This window comes from Streptomyces sp. NPDC050704 (genome assembly GCF_040654355.1).
Taxonomy (GTDB): Bacteria; Actinomycetota; Actinomycetes; order Streptomycetales; family Streptomycetaceae; genus Streptomyces.
Map to the genome: position 1 here is coordinate 1 of NZ_JBFAHW010000080.1, position 17,975 is coordinate 17,975.

General features: G+C 70.8%; 19 protein-coding genes. 11 read left to right on the forward strand and 8 right to left on the reverse strand.

Annotation, left to right across the window (positions count from 1 at the left end; all coding sequences use genetic code 11):
• Both AB0I18_RS35385 and AB0I18_RS35390 read right to left on the reverse strand, forming a co-directional pair.
• Window positions 1-504 (reverse strand): NUDIX domain-containing protein (locus AB0I18_RS35385; protein WP_363109774.1); only part of this gene is annotated, 504 nt, incomplete at its 3' end.
• Window positions 505-676: 172 nt separating this feature from the next.
• The gene (locus tag AB0I18_RS35390; protein WP_363109775.1) at window positions 677-1,438 is read right to left on the reverse strand and encodes a LysR substrate-binding domain-containing protein; all 762 of its coding nucleotides are present in this window, start codon (window positions 1,436-1,438) and stop codon (window positions 677-679) included.
• A 58-nt stretch (window positions 1,439-1,496) separates the two neighbouring features.
• Here AB0I18_RS35390 and AB0I18_RS35395 point away from each other — a divergent pair, with 58 nt between their 5' ends.
• Together AB0I18_RS35395 and AB0I18_RS35400 are read left to right on the forward strand one after the other, a co-directional pair.
• Entirely contained in the window at window positions 1,497-1,898 is a 402-nt protein-coding gene (locus tag AB0I18_RS35395; protein ID WP_363109776.1) for a DUF5997 family protein, read from the forward strand.
• A 141-nt stretch (window positions 1,899-2,039) separates the two neighbouring features.
• The gene (locus AB0I18_RS35400) at window positions 2,040-2,891 is read left to right on the forward strand and encodes a TauD/TfdA family dioxygenase (protein WP_363109777.1); all 852 of its coding nucleotides are present in this window, start codon (window positions 2,040-2,042) and stop codon (window positions 2,889-2,891) included.
• 51 nt (window positions 2,892-2,942) lie between these two features.
• On the opposite strand, the gene AB0I18_RS35405 is transcribed toward AB0I18_RS35400, so the two are convergent.
• Window positions 2,943-3,551, reverse strand: coding sequence for a TetR/AcrR family transcriptional regulator (locus tag AB0I18_RS35405; RefSeq protein WP_363109778.1), 609 nt, complete (start codon window positions 3,549-3,551; stop codon window positions 2,943-2,945).
• A gap of 199 nt (window positions 3,552-3,750) precedes the next feature.
• Between AB0I18_RS35405 and AB0I18_RS35410 the strand changes: the two genes are divergently transcribed.
• The 3 genes from AB0I18_RS35410 (at window position 3,751) to AB0I18_RS35420 (ending at window position 6,430) form a co-directional block, all read left to right on the forward strand.
• Complete coding sequence (locus AB0I18_RS35410; protein WP_363109779.1) at window positions 3,751-4,458, forward strand: AAA family ATPase; 708 nt, start codon at window positions 3,751-3,753, stop codon at window positions 4,456-4,458.
• A gap of 79 nt (window positions 4,459-4,537) precedes the next feature.
• Entirely contained in the window at window positions 4,538-5,581 is a 1,044-nt protein-coding gene (locus AB0I18_RS35415; RefSeq protein ID WP_363109780.1) for an LLM class flavin-dependent oxidoreductase, read from the forward strand.
• Window positions 5,582-5,620: 39 nt separating this feature from the next.
• Window positions 5,621-6,430: an SAM-dependent methyltransferase gene (locus AB0I18_RS35420; protein ID WP_363109781.1), complete on the forward strand. Its 810-nt coding sequence runs from the start codon at window positions 5,621-5,623 to the stop codon at window positions 6,428-6,430.
• Between the two features lie 18 nt (window positions 6,431-6,448).
• Here the strand turns inward: AB0I18_RS35420 and AB0I18_RS35425 are convergent, their stop codons facing one another.
• Entirely contained in the window at window positions 6,449-7,246 is a 798-nt protein-coding gene (locus AB0I18_RS35425) for a VOC family protein (protein WP_363109782.1), read from the reverse strand.
• Window positions 7,247-7,467: 221 nt separating this feature from the next.
• Here AB0I18_RS35425 and AB0I18_RS35430 point away from each other — a divergent pair, with 221 nt between their 5' ends.
• Together AB0I18_RS35430 and AB0I18_RS35435 are read left to right on the forward strand one after the other, a co-directional pair.
• On the forward strand, window positions 7,468-8,022 hold the full coding sequence (locus tag AB0I18_RS35430; RefSeq protein WP_363109783.1) for a HEAT repeat domain-containing protein: 555 nt from the start codon (window positions 7,468-7,470) through the stop codon (window positions 8,020-8,022).
• A gap of 211 nt (window positions 8,023-8,233) precedes the next feature.
• Window positions 8,234-8,806, forward strand: coding sequence for a hypothetical protein (locus AB0I18_RS35435; protein WP_363109784.1), 573 nt, complete (start codon window positions 8,234-8,236; stop codon window positions 8,804-8,806).
• Window positions 8,807-8,839: 33 nt separating this feature from the next.
• Here AB0I18_RS35435 and AB0I18_RS35440 read toward each other — a convergent pair whose 3' ends face one another.
• Window positions 8,840-9,241, reverse strand: coding sequence for a DUF3662 domain-containing protein (locus AB0I18_RS35440; RefSeq protein ID WP_363109785.1), 402 nt, complete (start codon window positions 9,239-9,241; stop codon window positions 8,840-8,842).
• Between the two features lie 122 nt (window positions 9,242-9,363).
• Here AB0I18_RS35440 and AB0I18_RS35445 point away from each other — a divergent pair, with 122 nt between their 5' ends.
• Window positions 9,364-9,585 carry a hypothetical protein gene (locus tag AB0I18_RS35445; RefSeq protein WP_363109786.1) on the forward strand — a complete coding sequence of 74 codons (222 nt, stop codon included), beginning with the start codon at window positions 9,364-9,366 and terminating at the stop codon, window positions 9,583-9,585.
• Window positions 9,586-9,835: 250 nt separating this feature from the next.
• Here AB0I18_RS35445 and AB0I18_RS35450 read toward each other — a convergent pair whose 3' ends face one another.
• The 3 genes from AB0I18_RS35450 to AB0I18_RS35460 form a co-directional block, all read right to left on the reverse strand.
• The gene (locus tag AB0I18_RS35450) at window positions 9,836-11,656 is read right to left on the reverse strand and encodes an ATP-binding protein (RefSeq protein WP_363109787.1); all 1,821 of its coding nucleotides are present in this window, start codon (window positions 11,654-11,656) and stop codon (window positions 9,836-9,838) included.
• Complete coding sequence (locus AB0I18_RS35455; protein ID WP_363109788.1) at window positions 11,653-12,351, reverse strand: response regulator transcription factor; 699 nt, start codon at window positions 12,349-12,351, stop codon at window positions 11,653-11,655. The genes AB0I18_RS35450 and AB0I18_RS35455 overlap by 4 nt, the downstream gene beginning before the upstream one ends.
• Window positions 12,352-12,469: 118 nt before the next feature.
• A complete protein-coding gene (locus AB0I18_RS35460; protein ID WP_363109789.1) occupies window positions 12,470-13,276 on the reverse strand; it encodes a L,D-transpeptidase family protein in 807 nt (268 codons plus the stop codon).
• A 146-nt stretch (window positions 13,277-13,422) separates the two neighbouring features.
• On the opposite strand from AB0I18_RS35460, the gene AB0I18_RS35465 reads away from it, so the two are divergent.
• The 3 genes from AB0I18_RS35465 (at window position 13,423) to AB0I18_RS35475 (ending at window position 17,923) form a co-directional block, all read left to right on the forward strand.
• Window positions 13,423-13,863 carry a PPOX class F420-dependent oxidoreductase gene (locus AB0I18_RS35465; RefSeq protein ID WP_363109790.1) on the forward strand — a complete coding sequence of 147 codons (441 nt, stop codon included), beginning with the start codon at window positions 13,423-13,425 and terminating at the stop codon, window positions 13,861-13,863.
• Between the two features lie 211 nt (window positions 13,864-14,074).
• Window positions 14,075-15,226, forward strand: a complete 1,152-nt coding sequence (locus AB0I18_RS35470; RefSeq protein WP_363109804.1) for a S1 family peptidase — start codon at window positions 14,075-14,077, stop codon at window positions 15,224-15,226.
• Window positions 15,227-15,478: 252 nt separating this feature from the next.
• A complete protein-coding gene (locus AB0I18_RS35475; protein ID WP_363109791.1) occupies window positions 15,479-17,923 on the forward strand; it encodes a GH92 family glycosyl hydrolase in 2,445 nt (814 codons plus the stop codon).
• Window positions 17,924-17,975 lie beyond the last annotated feature (52 nt).

Below are 17,975 nucleotides of genomic sequence, written 5' to 3' on the forward strand. Positions count from 1 at the left end.
GAGGCCCAGACCCTCACCACCGGAGCCGAGACGAATCTGCTGAAGCTGGCCGAGCTCCGCGGCACCCTCGTAGACGTCGAAGACCCGCTGGACGTCGCCGACCGTGTGTCCGGTCTCCTCGATGACCTCGCGCCGTACGGCGACTTCCGGGTGTTCGTCATCGTCGTCCAGGAGCCCGCCCGGGGTCTCGACGAGCATGCCGTCCGGGTGTCCGTTCACGTACACGGGATAGCGGAACTGCCGGGTCAGGAGGACGGTTTCGCGTTCCGCGTCGTACAGCAGGATGGTGGCTCCGTTGCCACGGTCGTGCGTCTCGCGTTCCTGGGTGCTCCAGGTGCCGTCGGCGTTCTGGATGTCGAAGGTCGTGGTGCGCTCCACGTACCAGTGGCACGAGAGCAGTGTCACGTCCCGCACCTTGACCCGGGGGTTGCCCGTCAGATCGCGGCCGGCCTGGTCGAGTCCGGTGCGGCCCCGGCTGTCGGGGGTGTCGATGCCCGCGGTCATCGGACGCGAGCCGGGCAGGAGCAGCGGACGGGGGCTGTGACGGAGAAGGGGGCGGGGATGGAGAAGGGGGCGGGGATGGTGCCAGTGTTCATGCCTGCTTCTATCATCCCGGTCCGGCCCATGTCAGGCCCGCCCTGCCTCTCCGGCCTGCACCGAAGTCGTTCGTCGGAGACTACGACCGGCGGCGGGGCTTCCCGCGCTTGGCGCCCTTGGGGCCGCCGGAGCCGCTGCGAGGGTTCTTGCCGGTCGCCTTGCCTGCGGCGGGTTTCCGCTGGGCGCCGCTCTTCTCGGGGCGCTTGCTCTTCGGCTGGGCCGGCTCCGGAGAGCGGCCTCGTGAGCTGTTGACGGTCCGGCCCCGCACGATCCCGATGAAGTCCTCGACCCACTCGGTGGTCTTGTCCTCGGGCCACGACAGCGCGACGCGCGACTCGGGGGCGTCCGTGACCGGCCGGTATGTGAGGTCCTTGCGGTGGTGGAGGCGCGCGAGCGACTGGGGCACGACCAGCAGACCCACTCCGGCCGCCACCAGTTCGATCGCGTCCTCCGTCGTGGCGGGACGCTCGATCGCGGGCCGTCCCGGCGGGCGCTCCCAGCCGAGGGTGTCGTCGAGGGGATGCAGCACGACGTCGTCGGCCAGGTCCTCGGCGGTCACCTCGTCGACCGCCGCCACGACGTGGTCCTTCGGGACCACGACCACCGTCGCCTCGGTGTAGAGGGGGATCGCGCTGAGGTCCGTACCGTCGACCGGCAACCGTACGAATCCCGCGTCGGCGCCGCCGCCCCGCAGCACGTCGAGGGCTTCGCCGGGGGACACCGCGAGGAGGGTCAGCGGGACGTCGGGCAGCCGCTCGTTCCAGATCCGCACCCACTTGCTGGGCGTCACTCCCGGGACATACGCGAGCCGGAACGAGGGGGAAACTTCCGAGCCTGTCACCTGGCCAGGTTACCGGCCGTGGTCGGCGGTGGTTCACATGCTCGATACCCTGGACACCATGACGTCGCACCAGACCACCCAGACAATGAAGCCCGCGACCGCGGCGAAGAAGCTGGGTGTGTACCTCGAGGCCACCCCCGCCGAGTTCCAGGAGGGCGTCGTCTCGCGCTCCGAGCTCGCCGCTCTGCAGACTGATCCGCCCGAGTGGCTGCAGGAACTGCGACACAACGGCCCGCACCCCCGGCCGGTGGTCGCGGCCAAGCTCGGTGTCTCCATCGCGGGACTCGCTCGCGGCGGAGTCACCGACCCCCTCACCACGGAGCAGATCGAGGAGCTGAAGAAGGAGCTTCCCGCGTGGCTGCGCAAGGAGCGTGCCACGCAGGCCGAGGTCCGCCAGGAAGCGGTTCGCATCAAGGAGAAGAACGCCGAGCGCGACGACCGGTCCGACCCGCGTTCCTGACCTCGGCACCCTCCTCGGCCGCATCCTCCTCGACCCCAGGGAGCAACCGGGTAGTCCACGCGTTCCGCGAGGGATACCCGGCCGAAACACGGCCCGCCTACCTTGAGATGAACCGATCGGTTCACCATCGAGGGGTCAAGAATGGACGTCAGCTCCGCCAGCTTCATTCCACGACGGGCGGCCGACGCCGCGGAGGCCCGTGAGGTGCTCGCCGCCGAGGGCGCGGTCATCGTGACCGGACTCCCCGACGAGCGCTCCGCCATCGCGTACGGCCGCGAGGTCATGGGCGACAAGGCGGTCCGCATCGGCACACAGTTCGAGGCCACCAAGGCGCACGGTGAGCAGGAGGCGGCGAAGGTGGCCGAGCAGCCGGCCGACTCCCGTGGCCGCAAGCGCAGCTTCGCGCCGACCGAGGAGCGCATGGTCGCCCACAACGACGGCTTCGCGTTCGGCGACTACGCGCCCGACCACCTGTTCCTGTGGTGCGAGCGGCCGGCGGCCCGGGGCGGCGACTCCTTCCTCGTGGACACCTCCCGGCTGCTCGACCTCCTCGCCGCCGACCCGGAGTGGGCCGCCGTGGCGGAGTTCTGCCGCACCACCGACATCGACCACTCCGAGCCCAACTACCCGCAGGACACGTACGCGCCGATCGCCCGGACCGTGCCGTCCGGGCGCTTCCAGGGCCGCTACCACCCGTACCTCGCGTCGGTCGAGGGTCCGCTGGAGGACCAGCACATGGACTTCGTACGCAGGTGGGAGGAGGCCGTCGTCGCGGCGCGCGACACCGGGCCGATGTTCCGGGTCGACGCGGGCGAGATGATCTGCCTGGACAACTACCGGGTCCTGCACGGCCGGGACGGGCACAGCGATCCCGCGCGGCGGGTCTGCTCGATCTGGGGCTGGTCCACGGACGCCGTCGCGATCCCGGACGGCCCGCTCGACATCGTGGTGCCGAAGATGCCCAAGACGCCGAAGATGCGTCTGAGCGCATAACGCGTATCCCCCGCCCCACACCCCACGGACAGGCCGGTTCGCCGCTCGGCGTCAGCCGGGCGAACGGCTGCTCGCGGCCGCCTCGGCCCTGGCGGCGAAGGAGCCGGCCGCCGCCGCGTTCACGCGCAGGGTGGCCGCGCGGTCCCCGGCGGTGAGCAGGTCCAGCTGGAGTCCGCGCCAGAGCGAGACCAACTCGCGCGCCAGGTCGTCGGCCTCGTCCGCCGGTACGCCCTCGGCGCGCAGCGCGGTCGTGACGCGGCCTCGCCAGGTCGTGGCGACGGCGTCGAGGAAGGCGTCGAAGCGTCCGCGCTGGTATCCGGCGAGTCCCAGCGCTTCGAAGAAGACGCGGTGGAAGGCGAGGTTCTCGTCCGCGGAGAGCAGCTCCCAGGCCGCCTCCAGGCGGGTGCGCAGCGGCTGGTCGTGGTCCTCCAGCAGCTCGAAGACCCGCTCCAGGAGCGGGAAGCGGCTGCCCGCCTCCCCGAGCGCCGCCGCGATCAGCTCCTCCTTCGACCCGAAGTAGTACAGCAGCATGCGGTTGTTGCTGCCGACGGCCTTGCCGATGCCTCGCAGGGACAGACCGGCGATGCCGTGCGCCAGGATGTGATCGGCGCTCAGGCGCAGCAGCCGCGTGCGCTCGTTCTCCTCCGGGGGCTGGGGCATGGTCGGCACTTTATCCGGGCGCGACCGAATGATCGGTGACCAGCCGGATGCGCAGGTGGAGAACGTCCGGGCGGCTCGCCCGAGTTGCCCGCAGAGGCGGCCGCAGGCCCTCGCGCGCGGGCCGGACGACCGGGAGGAACCCTTCGGCCGGTGGGCGGGCCGACGCCGCCTCGTCGAGGAGTCATGGAAGACTCGACGCGTGATTGTCGAACGCGCGTACGCACACCTGGCCTCGTACGACGAGCGCGAGTGGCCCTGGTCCGTGCCCTGTGTCCGCGGGCTCCTGGCGGACGGTCTGCGTTTCACCGCGCCGGTGACCTTCGTCGTCGGCGAGAACGGCTCGGGCAAGTCGACGCTGATCGAGGCCCTCGCGGAGGGTTTCGGCCTGGACTCCTGGGGTGGCTCCCACGACTGGCGTTACGCGAGCCCCCGTGCCAAGTCGGAGCTGGGGCAGCGGATCCGCTTCGACGCGGCGCCGCGCGGACGGCGCATGCTCGGCAGCTGGTCGGCCCGCAAGGGGTTCTTCCTGCGCGCCGAGACGGCACTGGACGCGCTGGGCCGGGAAGGGCTCTCACCGGAGTCGGTCAGTCATGGCGAGGGCTTCCTCGCCGCGTTCCGGGGGAAGTTCCTCCAGCCGGGGCTGTACGTGATGGACGAGCCCGAGGCGGCACTGTCCTTCGCGTCCTGCCTCGAACTGCTGGGCCACGTCGACCAGTTGGTGAAGCAGGGCGGCCAGGTCATCTGCGCCACCCACTCTCCGCTGCTGAGCGCGCTGCCGGGTGCGGACATCATCGAGGTCGGCGAACACGGTATGCGCCGAGTGGTCTGGCAGGAGCTCGACCTGGTCGACCACTGGCGCCGCTATCTCGACGACCCGCACGCCTACCTGCGGCACATCCTCGACTGACGGCGCACGGTGATCGCCTGCCACAATGATGACCAGCGCTGGTGTTCGGCTGAACCGCCCCGGACCATGGAGGACCCCCGTGCCGCTGCCCTCACAACCGTTGCGGAAGCTGGGCTTCCTGACCATCGGGTTGTTCAACGAGGCCGACCCGCGCCGGGGGCACGAGTCGACCCTGGAGATCATCGAGCTCGGGGAACGGCTGGGCTTCGACAGCGCGTGGGTGCGCCACCGTCATCTCCAGTACGGCATCTCCTCCCCCGTGGCCGTCCTGGCCGCGGCCTCGCAGCGCACCAGCCGCATCGAGCTCGGTACCGCGGTCATGCCGCTGGGCTGGGAGAACCCGCTGCGTCTCGCCGAGGACCTGGCGACGGTCGACATCCTGTCCGGCGGCCGTCTCAATCCGGGCGTCAGCGTCGGCCCGCCGATGCACTACGACCAGGTCAAGCAGGCGCTGTACCCCGACACCGCGGACGTCGAGGACTTCGGTTACGACCGTGTGGAGCGGCTGCTGGACTTCGTGCGCGGCAAGTCCGCCACCGACTTCAGCGGGGCTGAGGGGTTCGAGGTCTTCTCAGACCGTGTTCAGCCGCAGGCGCCCGGCCTGGGCAGCCGTATGTGGTACGGCGGCGGCAGCCTGGGGTCGGCCCGGTGGGCCGGTGAGCACGCGATGAACCTGCTGACCAGCAGCGTCGTCAAGGCGGAGGAGTCCGAGGACTTCGCGGAGATCCAGCTTTCACACGTACGCGCCTTCCGCGCCCGTCATCCCGACGGCGACCGCGCCCGCGTCTCGCAGGGCCTCGTCGTCATCCCCACCGACAGCGCCTCACCGGAGCAGCGCGCGAAGTACGAGGCATACGCCGAGGCCAGGTTGGTGCGGACCGCCGTGCCGCAGGGTCCTGCGCGCCTGATGTTCGCGCCCGATCTCGTCGGCACCTCCGACCGGATCGCCGAACAGCTCTACTCCCACGCCGCTTTCCGGGAGATCGACGAGGTCGCCTTCGCACTGCCCTTCACCTTCGAGCACGACGACTACGTCCAGATCCTCACCGACATCGCGACCGGGCTCGGACCGGCACTCGGCTGGCAGGCGTCGTCCGTTCAGCACGGAGAGAGTGGAAAGTAACCCACCATGACCGGGCAACGATCCACAGGAGCCGCTCGCGTGACGGACCAGGACCCCCAACTCGCCGCCGCTGCCGGGACACGTGCCCGGATCGACACGGACAGGCCGCACTCCGCACGCTTGTGGAACTACTTCGTGGGCGGCAGGGACCACTACGAGGTGGACCGCGAGATCGGGGACCACATCAAGGAGATCTTCCCCGGCCTGGTCGACGTGGCACGCACGAGTCGGCACTTCCTGGGACGCGCGGTCCGGCACCTGGCCGGCGAACAGGGCATCCGGCAGTTCCTCGATGTCGGCACGGGTCTGCCGACCGCCGACAACACCCACGAGATGGCCCAGCGCGTGGCACCGGGCGCGCGGATCGTGTACGTCGACAACGACCCCCTGGTGCTCGCCCACGCCCGCGCTCTGCTGCCCAGCACACCCGAGGGCAGGACGGCGTACGTCGACGTCGACCTGTACGAGCCCGAGACCCTCCTCGAAGCCGCGGCGAACACGCTGGACCTCTCCCGGCCCGTCGCCCTGATGATCCTCAACACGCTCGGCCACGTGGCCGACCACGACCGGGCCCGGGACCTGGTCGTGCGTCTCATGTCCGGTCTGCCGTCGGGCAGTTACCTGGTGATCAGCGACAGCACCGCCACCAGTGCGGGCATGATCGCCGCGACGGAGGCGTACAACTCCAGCGGAGCCGTTCCGTATCACGTGCGCGGTGTCGACGAGATCTCCGGGTTCTTCCAGGGGCTGGATCTGGTCGAACCCGGTGTCGTCCAGGTCACCCAGTGGCGTCCCGACTCCGCCGTGTCGGTGGTGGACGCCTACTGCGGAGTGGGCCGCAAACCGTAAGAACGCCGGCCGGTCCGTTCAGGACACGTCTGACATCTTCGGCATCTCGCCCTCGGTCTTCGAGGTGTCGAGCACCGAGAACGACGCGCCCTGCGGGTCGCACAGTGCCGCGAACCGGCCGAACGGGCTGCTCATCGGGCCGAATCGCAGAACCGCGCCGCGTTCGGTCGCCTTCGCCACAGCGGCGTCGCAGTCCTCGACGGTGAAGTAGACGTTGATGTAGGGCGGTACCTCGGGCGGGAACTCGTCCGTCATCTTCATCCGGCCCAGCACGGTCTCCTCGCCCAGGTTGAAGATCCTGAAGTCGATCGCGTCGTCCTGCATCTGCTGCGCGCGGTAGGGGAAGACAGCGGTGAAGAACGCGTCGGACTTCTCCGGCTCCCTGGTGAACACCTCTGCCCAGCAGTACGCGCCGGGCACGGCCGTCGCCTCGAAGCCCTCGTGGACGCCCGCCTGCCACACGCCGAAGACGACACCGCTCGGGTCGCGGGCCAGCAGCATGGTGCCGAAGTCGCCGACCTTCATCGGTTCCATCAGGATCTCGCCGCCGTTGGCACGGATCTTCGTGGCGGTGGCGGCGGCGTCCGGTGACGCGAAGTACAGGCACCAGGCCGACTGTCCCTCCGCCCCGGGCATCGGCGGCACGACGGCGGCCACCGCCTTGCCGTCCGAGTACGCCTCCGTGTAGTTCCCGAACTCCGTCGAGGCCTCGCCGAACGTCCAGCCCAGCACGTCACCGTAGAAGCTCTTCGCGCCTTCGGTGTCGCCGAACATCGCGTCGGCCCAGCACGGCGTTCCCTCGGGTTGTACGGCCATGACACTGACTCCCTCGTCTTTGTCGGACGTACGGATGCTCTGGCTCTTCACGCTAGTCAGCCGTCGCCCGACGCGCGCGCCGAATGCGGGGAAATCAGTGACGCAGGTCACTTCTCGACGGCGATGATCTGCGGCTCGCGCGACGGTGATCCACCACGAGGAAAATGCGTTGCAGGTGTTGAAACGGCGCGCGCAGACTCGTCGGGAGGCGAGGAGGCGCCATGTCGGCCACGACGGGGACACGCGAAGAGGCTCTGGTACACGCGCTGGGAAGTGAGCCGCGGCGGCCCGCGGCCTTCCGGGAACTGCTGAGGTGCGGGCCTGCCGCCGTGCCCGCCATCCGGCGGGGGCTGGCGCATCCCGAGGCCCTCGTACGGGAGCAGTGCTGCAAACTGCTGGACCACTTGCTCGTGGCGGAGGCGCTGGACGATCTGATCGCCATGCTCGACGACCCCAGCCCTCAGGTTCGGGTGGCCGCCGTGCACGCGCTGGCCTGTGACCGGTGCAAGAGTGACTCCTGCCGCCCCGACCAGGCCGTGGTGCTGCCTCGTGGGATCCGGTTGCTGGGCCAGGACCCCGACCCCCATGTGCGGAACTTCGCCGCGGAGCTCGTCGGGCTCTCGGTGCACACGCACCAGGAAGCCGCCGACGCCCTTGTCCGGGCTCGTGACCACGACCCGTCACCCGCCGTCCGGAAGAAGGCCGGCTGGTACGCGCCGGGCGGCCCCATCCACCGCCGGACCGCACCACGACCGGCCCGCAGGGCGTCGCGCTGACGCGGTCAACGTGGTGTGACCGGTCCGGCGTCGTACCCCGACGGCCGTACACCTCCGTACCCGGGGATCGGGCGATACGGGAACGAAAAGCGCTGGTCGGCGCTGTCGCCATGGTGTCGCGGGCTCGTGCGGGCGGTGCGGGAGCGGTTGCGGTGAACCAGGGGCTTTCACACGGTGGGCGCACAGACAGCCGTTCTCGAAAGGAACCCGTATGCGCGCCCTGGTATCCCGCGGGCTGCTCCTCCCGCCCCTCGTCTGCGCCGCGCTCGCCTTCGGGCCGGTGAGCGCCGCCGCCGCTGTGGACGTACAGCCCGCTGTGCCCGGCGGCCATGTCGCGGAGCTGTCGCTCTCCGAAGCGGACATGATGCTCGAACGGCTCGACTCCCTGACCGCGGCGGACCACGACGACGCGCTCGCGCCTCTCCTGCACGCACTGACCGCCCTGGCCGAGCGAGGGGACGGCCCGCTCCGCGCGGCCGAGGCCGCCGAGCACGCGAAGGCCGTGGAGGAGGCGACCACGTCCGTCCAGCAGCGGCTGCGGGCCATGGACCGCGCCGCTCCTTCGTCCGCGGCAGCGGCAGCGGCAGCGGCCGCGGACCCGGTGTCGGACGTCGTGGCCGCGCTTCAGGCGGCGGTCGGCGGGCTGCTCTCCTCTCTGACCTCGCTCGACGTGGGAGGAGTGGTGGCCGCGGTGCCGAAGCTCCTGTCCACGGTGGTCGGACTGATCACGGGACTCCTGGGCGGCGGCCTGCCCGCCCTGCCCGTCCCGCTGCCGTCGAGCTAGCCGCGCGCAGAGGAGTGGCCGGCGGGGTACGTCCTATCCCGCCGGGGGCCGGAACCAGTCGGCGCGCACGTGCGGCATGACGCGGCTCGCCACGCGGTACCGGCCGTTCGGCACATGGCGTGACTTCGTGACATGGACCGCGAGCGGGCCGGCCCACTCGTACCCCATGCGTTCGCCGTGGCGGGCCAGGCTGTCGGTGAGGACCTGGCCCACCCGGCCGCCGTTGCGGCCGAGTTCCTCGTGGACGCGTTCGGCCAGCTCGATGTCGTACGCGTTGGGAACGACGACGCGGCTTTCGCTGCACACCACGGCGTTGCTGTCGCACTCCCTCTGCAGCGCATCGACTATTTCGACCGGCCCCTTCCCCCTGACGTGCGCCAGCAAGGTGTCTTCGAGGCGCTCCATTGCTCGTTCCCAGCGAGTGAGTGTGCCCACGTCCCGCTTCTCCTCCCCGTCGAGGCTTCCGACGCTCCGGTGCTCCGGCGCTTTCGGCCGGGCGGGTTCCCGGACCGGGCGGATCGACTCATCGGACGGGCTGTGGCGGGTACGCGTATCTCATGACCGATGTCGTTGACTCCGACGAAATCCTGCGTCGCATCCAGCGCGCCCGGTCCTGGACCCACCGGGAGGAAGAGGCGTGGAAGGCCCGGAGCGGTGAGCTCCGGGCCGACGATCCGCGCAGCTCACACGATGCCGAGCTGCGCGGACACACCTATGAGGCGATCCGCAAAGTGCTCGACGAGATCGTGACGCCGGGCGTGCATGGCTCGGACGGCTGACGGGACGCGGCAGACCGCTCGGGGCGGGGCCTTCCGGTGTCGCCCCGGCTCTCGTCGGGCTGCGCTGGTGTCGTTCCGGCGCCGCGTGGGACGTACGTGCCTCCCCTGAGGCGACGCAGTGGCGTCACGCGGACCCTGGCCTCCGGCTGCTTGGTGGTGGTGTTCATGGGACCACACTGGGCCAAGGTGCCCGGAGCAACCAGATCCCTCTCGTGAGCAGGACCGCGGATCCTGGTATCGATGCCACCCGTCAGAGAGAGGCGGGGAGCCGCAGCGTGAAGGCCGAGCCGGTGCCGCGTTCGCTGGTCACCGTGACGGTACCGCCATGGGCGGTGACGAGCTGGCGCACGATGGACAGGCCGAGCCCGCTGCCGCCGGTGCGCCGGCTGCGGGACTTCTCCGCTCGCCAGAACCGCTCGAAGACCCGGGGCAGATCCTCCTCGGCGATGCCGCTGCCGGTGTCGGCCACCTCGAAGACGACCTCGTCCTCGTGGTGCCGGGCGGAGAGGGTGATCGTGCCATCGGCCGGGGTATGACGTATCGCGTTGGAGACGAGATTGCCGAGCGCCTGCCGCATCCGTACCGGATCCGCGTCGAGCCACGGTGTGCCGTCCACCGCCGTGCACAGCTGAACGCCCGCCGCCTCGGCCGCGACGCGGTGCGCCGCGACGACCTGGTCGAGCAGCTCGCCGGCGCTCACCGGCTCGCGGTGCAGCCTGAGCGTGCCCGCGTCCGCCGCCGCGAGGTCCTGGAGGTCGTCGATGACCCGCTGGAGCACGAGCGCCTCGTCGTGCAGGGACGCGAGCAGCTCGGGATCCGGGTCCACGACGCCGTCGCGGGCCACTTCGAGCCAGCCGCGGATGTTGGTGAGCGGGGTGCGCAGTTCGTGGGCGATGTCGGCGACCATCGCCTTGCGCTGGGCCTCCATGCGCTCGCGGCGCTCGGTGAGTTCATTGAACGCCACTGCCAGGATGCCGGTCTCGTCCTGCGTGGTCACGGGCACCCGTACGTGCTGCTCAGGCGGTTGCTGGGCGGCGTGGGTCAGCGCGCGCAGGGGGCGTACGAGCCGGGTGGCGACCAGCGCGGTCACCGCCACGGTGAGGGCGAGGACCAGCCCGGCGACACCCGTGACCTTGGCCTTGTTGGCCGTCGACATGTCGAAACGCGGTACGGCGCTGTCACCGTGGCCGAGGAACAGTTCGGCGGCCGGGGCGACGTACGGCGCCAGCTGCTGACGGCGGGCACGGTCGACGCACTCCTGCGCCTTCCTGCCCTGGTCGGTCCCGGTGGGGGGACCTATCGGGGCGTCCTGTCCGAGGATCCGCGTGTGCAGGGACTTCACGGCGAAGGTGACCCCGACGTCGGTGGGCAGGGGGAGATCCGACCGCCCACGGTCCGCGCAGCCCCGGGCGCGGGCCGTCAGCTCGGCCAGAGCCTTCTCCTCCGTCACGGTCGGGGTGTTGAGCTTCCCGTCGGCGCACGGCGTCGGAAGCTGGCCGGCATCGATGACGCCGTCCGCGTCGATGAGGGCGGAGCGGCCGCTGGGCAGCTGCGTGACAGTGGTGTCGACTCCGTTGTCCGCGAAGCAGCGCTGACGTTTGTCGGCCAGCAGTCGCACACGTGCGCGCTCCGCGGGCGGCAGCCGGTACGGGCCCACCGCGCGCGGATCGATGCCGCTGAGCTGCGCTCCGGGCTCGGTGAAGGTGTCGGTGCGCAGCGGGTCCACCGGGGCGGCGGCACGGGGCGGCAGGGCCGTGCCCCGCGCCGCGGAGTCCGCGATCGGCGTACGGTCCGGGGTCGTCAGCGCGATGCGCCTGCCGGTCCTGTCCGACAGGGCACGGACGGTCTTCCCGACGCCTGACCAGTCACCATGGGTGGCGGCGTATCCGCTCAGCCGGCGGAGGATGTCCATGTCCTCGGCCAGTACCTGCCCCTGTTCCTCCCGGATCGCCCGGGTGGTGGTCTCCACCGCAAGCCAGGCCGTCGCCGCCACGGAGCAGATGGCGATCAGCACCGACGTGATCAGCAGGCGTACGAGCAGTCTCTTGCGCAGCGGTATCGCGGGGCTCACCCACGGTCCCCGCTGAGCTTGTACCCCACTCCGAAGACGGTCACCAGCCGGGCCGGTCTGCGCGCATCCGCCTCGATCTTCCTGCGCAGGTTCATGATGTGCACGTCGACGGCCCGTTCGGTCGAGGCCCGGTCGATGCCGCGGGTGCAGCGCAACAACTGCTGCCTGGAGAAGACCCGTTCGGGCTCGGCGACCATGGCCAGCAGGATCTCGTACTCGGCCGGAGTGCACTCCACGGGCGAACCGTCGCACCACACCTCGTGCCGTACGGGGTCGACGACCAGCCCCGCGGCCCGTACGACCGGGTCGTCGCGTCGCTCGGCGGCGGGGCGTCCGCTGCGGCGCAGGACGGTGCGGATGCGGGCCATCAGTTCGCGCGGGCTGTACGGCTTGGTCATGTAGTCGTCCGCGCCCAGTTCCAGCCCGAGCAGAAGGTCTTCCTCCGTGCTGCGGGCGGTGAGCATGAGGACGGGAATGTCGTCGTCCCGGCGCAGCGCCCGGCACACGCCGAAGCCGTCGATCACGGGGAGCATCAGGTCCAGGACGACGAGGTCCGGCCGCCGGTGCCGGACCGCTTCGAGAGCGGCCCCGCCGTCGTGCACCACGGTGGCGGTGTGGCCCTCGCTCAGCAGTGAGCGGCGTATCAACTCGGCCTGCTTCTCGTCGTCCTCGGCAACCATCACATGTGCGCACACGGGGCTGATGCTAAGCGCACAGGGCCGTCCCGCGGCCCGGTATGAGGGGCTTCCCACGCCCTGACACCTTCCTCACAACCACCTGGTAGTGCCCTTGCCGGGTGGTCGGCCGGGCGACTCACCGTCGGAGCGCGGCCGCGTCGCCCATGACGACCACGGGATCGCGGTCGGGGTCCAGCGCGCGCAGCAGGGCCTTCATATGCTCCTTGCGCAGGCTGACGCAGCCCTGCGTGGGACCGTCGTGGTCCACGTGGAGCCAGATGCCGCCGCCGCGGCCGTCCCCGAGGGGGCGGGTCCAGTCCAGCGGTGTGGTGCCGGGCTTTCGGTTGTAGTTGATGGCGATCACGTAGTCGAACGAGCCGGCCAGCGGCTCGCCTTCGAAGCCCGTACCGCCGATGGTGAAGCCGCCGGAGCGGTCGTACGGAAGGCTGGTACCCGGATCAGGGAGCAGGCCCCCGGTGTCGGTGAGCCCGTAGACGCCGATGGGCGAGCGGAGATCGCCGGCCCGGTGGTGGTCGGTCCAGCCCTTGAGGGCGTTGTGCGCGGGCCAGGAGACTCCGGCCTGCCAGCCGGACGCGGTGCGCTCGTACAACACCACCGTGGATTTCGACGAGTTCCTGTCCCGGCCCGTCACCACGACGGCCTGACGGGTCTCCGGCGGGACCTTGGCCAAGGTCTTCGGGCCCAGGCCCGGCAGCTGCCGGGGCGCCGCGCCCGGGGACACCCGGGGCGCGGGCGCGGAAGGCGAGCCCGTGCCGCCTTTCGCCGCGATGCCGCCGGGCTCGGGATCCGTCGTCGCCGTGGCTCCGCCCCCGCAACCGGCGAGGAGGAAGGAGACGACCAGGACGGCGGCGGGACGGCGTGCGGATCTGTGGGTCGATCCGAGGGTGGATCTGTGGGTGGATCTGTGGGTGGAAGTGATCATGCGTCGACCTTGACCGACACGTATGAGGAACTCGTCAGGTCGGTGCGCCCGATGACCCGAACCCCGGTCGCCGCGCCACATCGGCAGCGAGCGTCTCCGCGCCCACCGTCGGAATGCCTCGCAAGGTTCCCGGCGTTGATCGACTCATGACTGAGAACGCAAGCCAGGACGCGCTGCTCAAACTGCTCACGGAGTACGACGGCGGAGTGCTGGTCACCCTCAAACGCGACGGCCGCCCCCAGCTGTCGAACGTCACCCATGCCTACTACCCGGACGAACGCGTCCTGCGCGTCTCCCTCACCGACGACCGCGCCAAAACGCGCAACCTGCGCCGCGACACCCGGGCTTCGTACCACGTCACCAGTGAGGACCGCTGGGCCTACACGGTCGCCGAGGGCACCGCCGATCTCTCACCGGTGGCCCGCGACCCGCACGACGAGACGGTGGAGGAGCTCATCCGCCTCTACCGCGACGTCCAGGGCGAACATCCCGACTGGGACGACTACCGCGCCGCCATGGTCCGTGACCACCGGCTCGTCCTGCGCCTCCATGTGGAGCACGTCTACGGCATTCCCCGCGCCCGCTGATCCACCCCCAAGGCCCCACAGCCCCACAGCCTCACGACAGTCGCCCACACAGGCCACCCGTCACAAAGAGCCTTGCAATTGGTATGTACCTGACCATGGTCACCCGCTAAGCTCTGCCGCGCATGCAATGAGAGCGCTCTCACCGTTCAGCTGTTCCACCCCCACCATGCTGGAACAACGAAGGGCTACTGCCTTGAGACGCACCACAGCCATGCGCACCGGTCTGGCCTCACTGCTCCTGCTCGGCACCTGGGCAACCGCCGGCACCATGCCCGCCTCGGCCGCCGATGCCCCCGAACCCCCCGCCCGCTCCTCCGATGCCCCGGCCTCCGTCGGCCTCCTCGACGCGATGCAACGGGATCTCGGTCTGACAAAGGCCCAGGCCGAGGCGCGGCTCGCGGCCGAAAAGGCGGCGACGGCCGTCGAGCCGAAAGCCCGCCGCGCGGCGGGAGCCTCGTACGGAGGCTCCTGGTTCGACGCCGGGAGCGGGAAACTGACCGTCGCCGTCACGGCAGGCGCCACCGACGCCGTCGTCGACGCCGTACGGGAGACCGGCGCGAGCATCCGTACCGTCAAACACAGCGCGCGACAGCTCGACGCGGCCAAGGCGCGTATCGACAAGCTGTCCGCACCCAAGGGCGTCAGCAGCTGGCATGTCGACCCCGAGGCCGGTTCCGTCGTCGTGAGCGTCGTCAGCGCGCAGCGAGCTGACAACGATGTCCAGGAGTTCCTCGCGCGGGCCCGTGCGGCAGGTCCCGTCACCGTCGAGAAGTCGGCCGAGGCGCCGCGGACCTTCGCCGCCGGGACGGTCGGCGGCGACCCGTACTACACCGGGAACGTCCGCTGTTCCATCGGGTTCTCGGTGCACGGCGGCTTCGTCACCGCCGGGCACTGCGGCCGGGCGGGAGCCGGTGTGAGCGGCTGGGACCGGTCCTACATAGGCAACTTCCAGGGCTCCTCGTTCCCGGAGAACGACTACGCCTGGGTCAACGTCGGAAGCGGCTGGTGGACGGTGCCCGTCGTGCTCGGCTGGGGAACCGTCCCCGACCGGCTCGTCCGCGGCTCCGCCGAGGCACCCGTCGGCGCTTCCATCTGCCGCTCGGGGTCGACCACTCACTGGCACTGCGGCACGGTGCTCGGCAAGAACCAGACCGTCAACTACAGCCAGGGCGCGGTGCATCAGATGACCAAGACCAGCGTCTGCGCGGAACCGGGTGACTCGGGCGGCTCCTACATCAGCGGCGACCAGGCGCAGGGTGTCACCTCCGGCGGCTCGGGCAACTGTTCCAGCGGGGGCCAGACCTGGTACCAGCCGATCAACGAAATCCTCAACCGGTACGGGCTCACCCTCCACACGGCCTGACCCACCCACCGCACCGCGGGTCTTACGGGCTCCGTCACCGCACCGGTGACGGAGCCCGTCCTGCCCGGGCGCGAGGTCCGCGGCGCCGCGCCGGCGGCCCAACTGCCGTGGATTCACCGGCCGTTCACCGAGCCTGTCACTGTCGTCGGTCCACCCCGCGCACCGATGATCTACGCTCGGCGGCGTTTTGCGGTCCCTCCCGCGACGGGAGTCAGGGCCGCGCTGTCCGTCCTCACCGGAAGGCTCCGTCACATGGCCCTCAGATCCGCGCCCTTGGTGCGGAGGTTCGGCAGAAGAACCGCCGCTCTCGCGCTGACCACCGCGCTCGCCGCCGCACTCCCCGGCCCGGTCTCCTCGGCCGCCGAGTCCGCCGACGCCCCGGCCCACCCCACCGCGTACGTCGATCCCCTCATCGGCACGGCGAACGGAGGCAACACCTACCCCGGTGCCACCCTCCCGTACGGCATGATCGCCTGGTCGCCGACCAGCACCAGGGGCGACCAGACCAGCACCGGCGCCGCCAACGGCTACGAGTACAACGCGACCCGGCTGCGCGGCCTGAGCCTGACCCACGTCAACGGCGCGGGCTGCAACCCGGGCGCCGCCGGCGACGTACCGATCATGCCGTTCGTCGGGAACGTCACCTCGTCGCCCTCGGCCGACACCAAGGACGCCGTCTACGCCGCGAACTTCTCGCACGCCGACGAACGGGCCGTACCGGGCCGCTACTCCGTCGGTCTCGATTCCGGTGCCCGCGCCGACCTCGCCGTGTCGCGGCGCGCCGGTGTCGCCGACTTCTCGTTCCCCGCCGACAAGCCCGCCAACCTGCTCTTCCGCGTCTCCAACTCCCTGAACGGCAGCGAGGACGCCCGGATCGACATCGACCGGGCAAACCGCAAGGTCACCGGGTCCGTACTGACGGGGGCGTTCTGCGGACGGCGCGCCAACGGAGGGGTCAACAACCGCAAGAGCTACTACCGGCTCTATTTCAGCGCCTCCTTCGACCGCGCGTTCTCCACGACGGGCACCTGGAAGGACGGCACCCTCGCTCCCGGTGCCACCACCGGCTCGGGCGGCGAGGGGTACGCCACGGGCGCGGACCGGGCAGGCCGCGGCTCCGGCGGCTGGGTCGGCTTCGACACCAGCGCTGACAACGATGTCCGCATGCGGCTCGGGATCTCGTATGTGAGCCTGGCGGGCGCCGAGGCCAATCTCCGCCAGGAGATAGCGCCGAGGGCGAGCGTCGACGAGGTCGCCGCGGCCGCCACGCGCACCTGGGACCGCGAACTGCGTTCGGTACGCGTCGGCGGCGGCAGTACGGACCAACGCACCGCCTTCTACACCGCGCTCTACCACTCGCTGCTGCAGCCCAACCTGGTCAGTGACACCGACGGCCGCTATCCGGGCATGGACGGCGAGGCGCATCGCGTCGAGCGCGGGCAACGGGCGCAGTACAGCAACTTCTCCGGCTGGGACCAGTACCGGGCCCAGGTGCAGTTGCTCGCCCTGCTCAAACCCCGTATCGCCGGGGACTTCGCCCAGTCGCTCCACAACTTCGCGCGGCAGAACGGTGATGTGTGGGACCGCTGGGTGCACATCAGCGGCGCGACCCACGTCATGACCGGCGATCCCTCGGCGGCGACGCTGGCCACGTTCTATGCGATGGGCGTACGGAACTTCGACTACCGCGGCGCCTTCGACTCCCTGGCCCGCCAGGCCACCGTGCCGCACCCCGACGGGCTCTCGGACGCCGGCTGTCCCGGCCAGTGCACGGGTCAACGGCCCAATCTGGCCCAGTACCTGACCTCGCACTACGCCGCGCAGGACGTCTGCCACTGCTGGGGCGGCGCCGCCGAGACGCTGGAGGACTCGGTCGCCGACGCGGCGCTCGGCCGCTGGGCACAGCTGTTGGGCCTCGACGAGCAGGCCGCCGCGTTCGCCGAGCGGGGCGGCTGGTGGCGCAACGTCTTCAACCCGCAGGCCACCGACGGCGCGGGCACCACCGGCTACATCCAGGCCCGCAACCTCGACGGTTCCTGGGTGACGCCGTTCAGCCCCGGCAGCGACCGGGGTTTCGCCCAGGGGACGAGCGCGACGTACACCTGGATGGTGCCGCAGGACGTCCAGGGCCTGGCCGAGGCGATGGGCGGACGCGAGGTGGCCGCGCGGCGGCTCGACGGCTTCTTCCACAAGGCCGACGGGTCCTGGTCCGTGAAGGGCGGCGACCCGTTGCGCTACGACCCGACCAACGAGCCCGGCATCCACGCCCCTTGGCTCTACAACGCGCTCGGCCAACCCTGGAAGACACAGGCGACCGTGCGGCAGATCCTCGACACCGTCTACGGCACCGGACCGGCCGGACTGCCCGGCAACGACGACCTCGGGACCATGTCCGCCTGGTACGTCTTCTCCGCCCTCGGCCTCTATCCGCAGACCCCGGGCAGTGCCTCGATGCTCCTGGGCGCCCCGCTCTTCCCGCACGCCCTCGTCGACCGGCCCGGCCGCGACATCGTCATCGACGCACCCGCCGCCGACACCGCCCACCGGTACGTCGGCGGTGTCCGGCTCAACGGGCGTGCGTACGACCGTTCCTGGGCCGACGCCCGCTTCCTGCGGAACGGCGGCACCCTCACCTTCCGGCTCGGGGAGCAGCCCGACACCGACTGGGCGACCTCGCCCGACGGCCTGCCCCGCTGACGCGACGGCGCTGTTGCCCCGGGTCCGGCCACCCGGTCCGGGGCAACCTCGC

Bases quoted from the DNA above. Each gene is read 5' to 3' on its own strand.
- AB0I18_RS35395 (WP_363109776.1), top strand. From the start codon at position 1,497: ATGACGTCGCACCAGACCACCCAGACAATGAAGCCCGCGACCGCGGCG.
- AB0I18_RS35400 (WP_363109777.1), top strand. From the start codon at position 2,040: ATGGACGTCAGCTCCGCCAGCTTCATTCCACGACGGGCGGCCGACGCC.
- AB0I18_RS35405 (WP_363109778.1), bottom strand. From the start codon at position 3,551: ATGCCCCAGCCCCCGGAGGAGAACGAGCGCACGCGGCTGCTGCGCCTG.
- AB0I18_RS35425 (WP_363109782.1), bottom strand. From the start codon at position 7,246: ATGGCCGTACAACCCGAGGGAACGCCGTGCTGGGCCGACGCGATGTTC.
- AB0I18_RS35430 (WP_363109783.1), top strand. From the start codon at position 7,468: ATGTCGGCCACGACGGGGACACGCGAAGAGGCTCTGGTACACGCGCTG.
- AB0I18_RS35435 (WP_363109784.1), top strand. From the start codon at position 8,234: ATGCGCGCCCTGGTATCCCGCGGGCTGCTCCTCCCGCCCCTCGTCTGC.
- AB0I18_RS35445 (WP_363109786.1), top strand. From the start codon at position 9,364: ATGACCGATGTCGTTGACTCCGACGAAATCCTGCGTCGCATCCAGCGC.
- AB0I18_RS35460 (WP_363109789.1), bottom strand. From the start codon at position 13,276: ATGATCACTTCCACCCACAGATCCACCCACAGATCCACCCTCGGATCG.
- AB0I18_RS35465 (WP_363109790.1), top strand. From the start codon at position 13,423: ATGACTGAGAACGCAAGCCAGGACGCGCTGCTCAAACTGCTCACGGAG.
- AB0I18_RS35470 (WP_363109804.1), top strand. From the start codon at position 14,075: ATGCGCACCGGTCTGGCCTCACTGCTCCTGCTCGGCACCTGGGCAACC.
- AB0I18_RS35475 (WP_363109791.1), top strand. From the start codon at position 15,479: ATGGCCCTCAGATCCGCGCCCTTGGTGCGGAGGTTCGGCAGAAGAACC.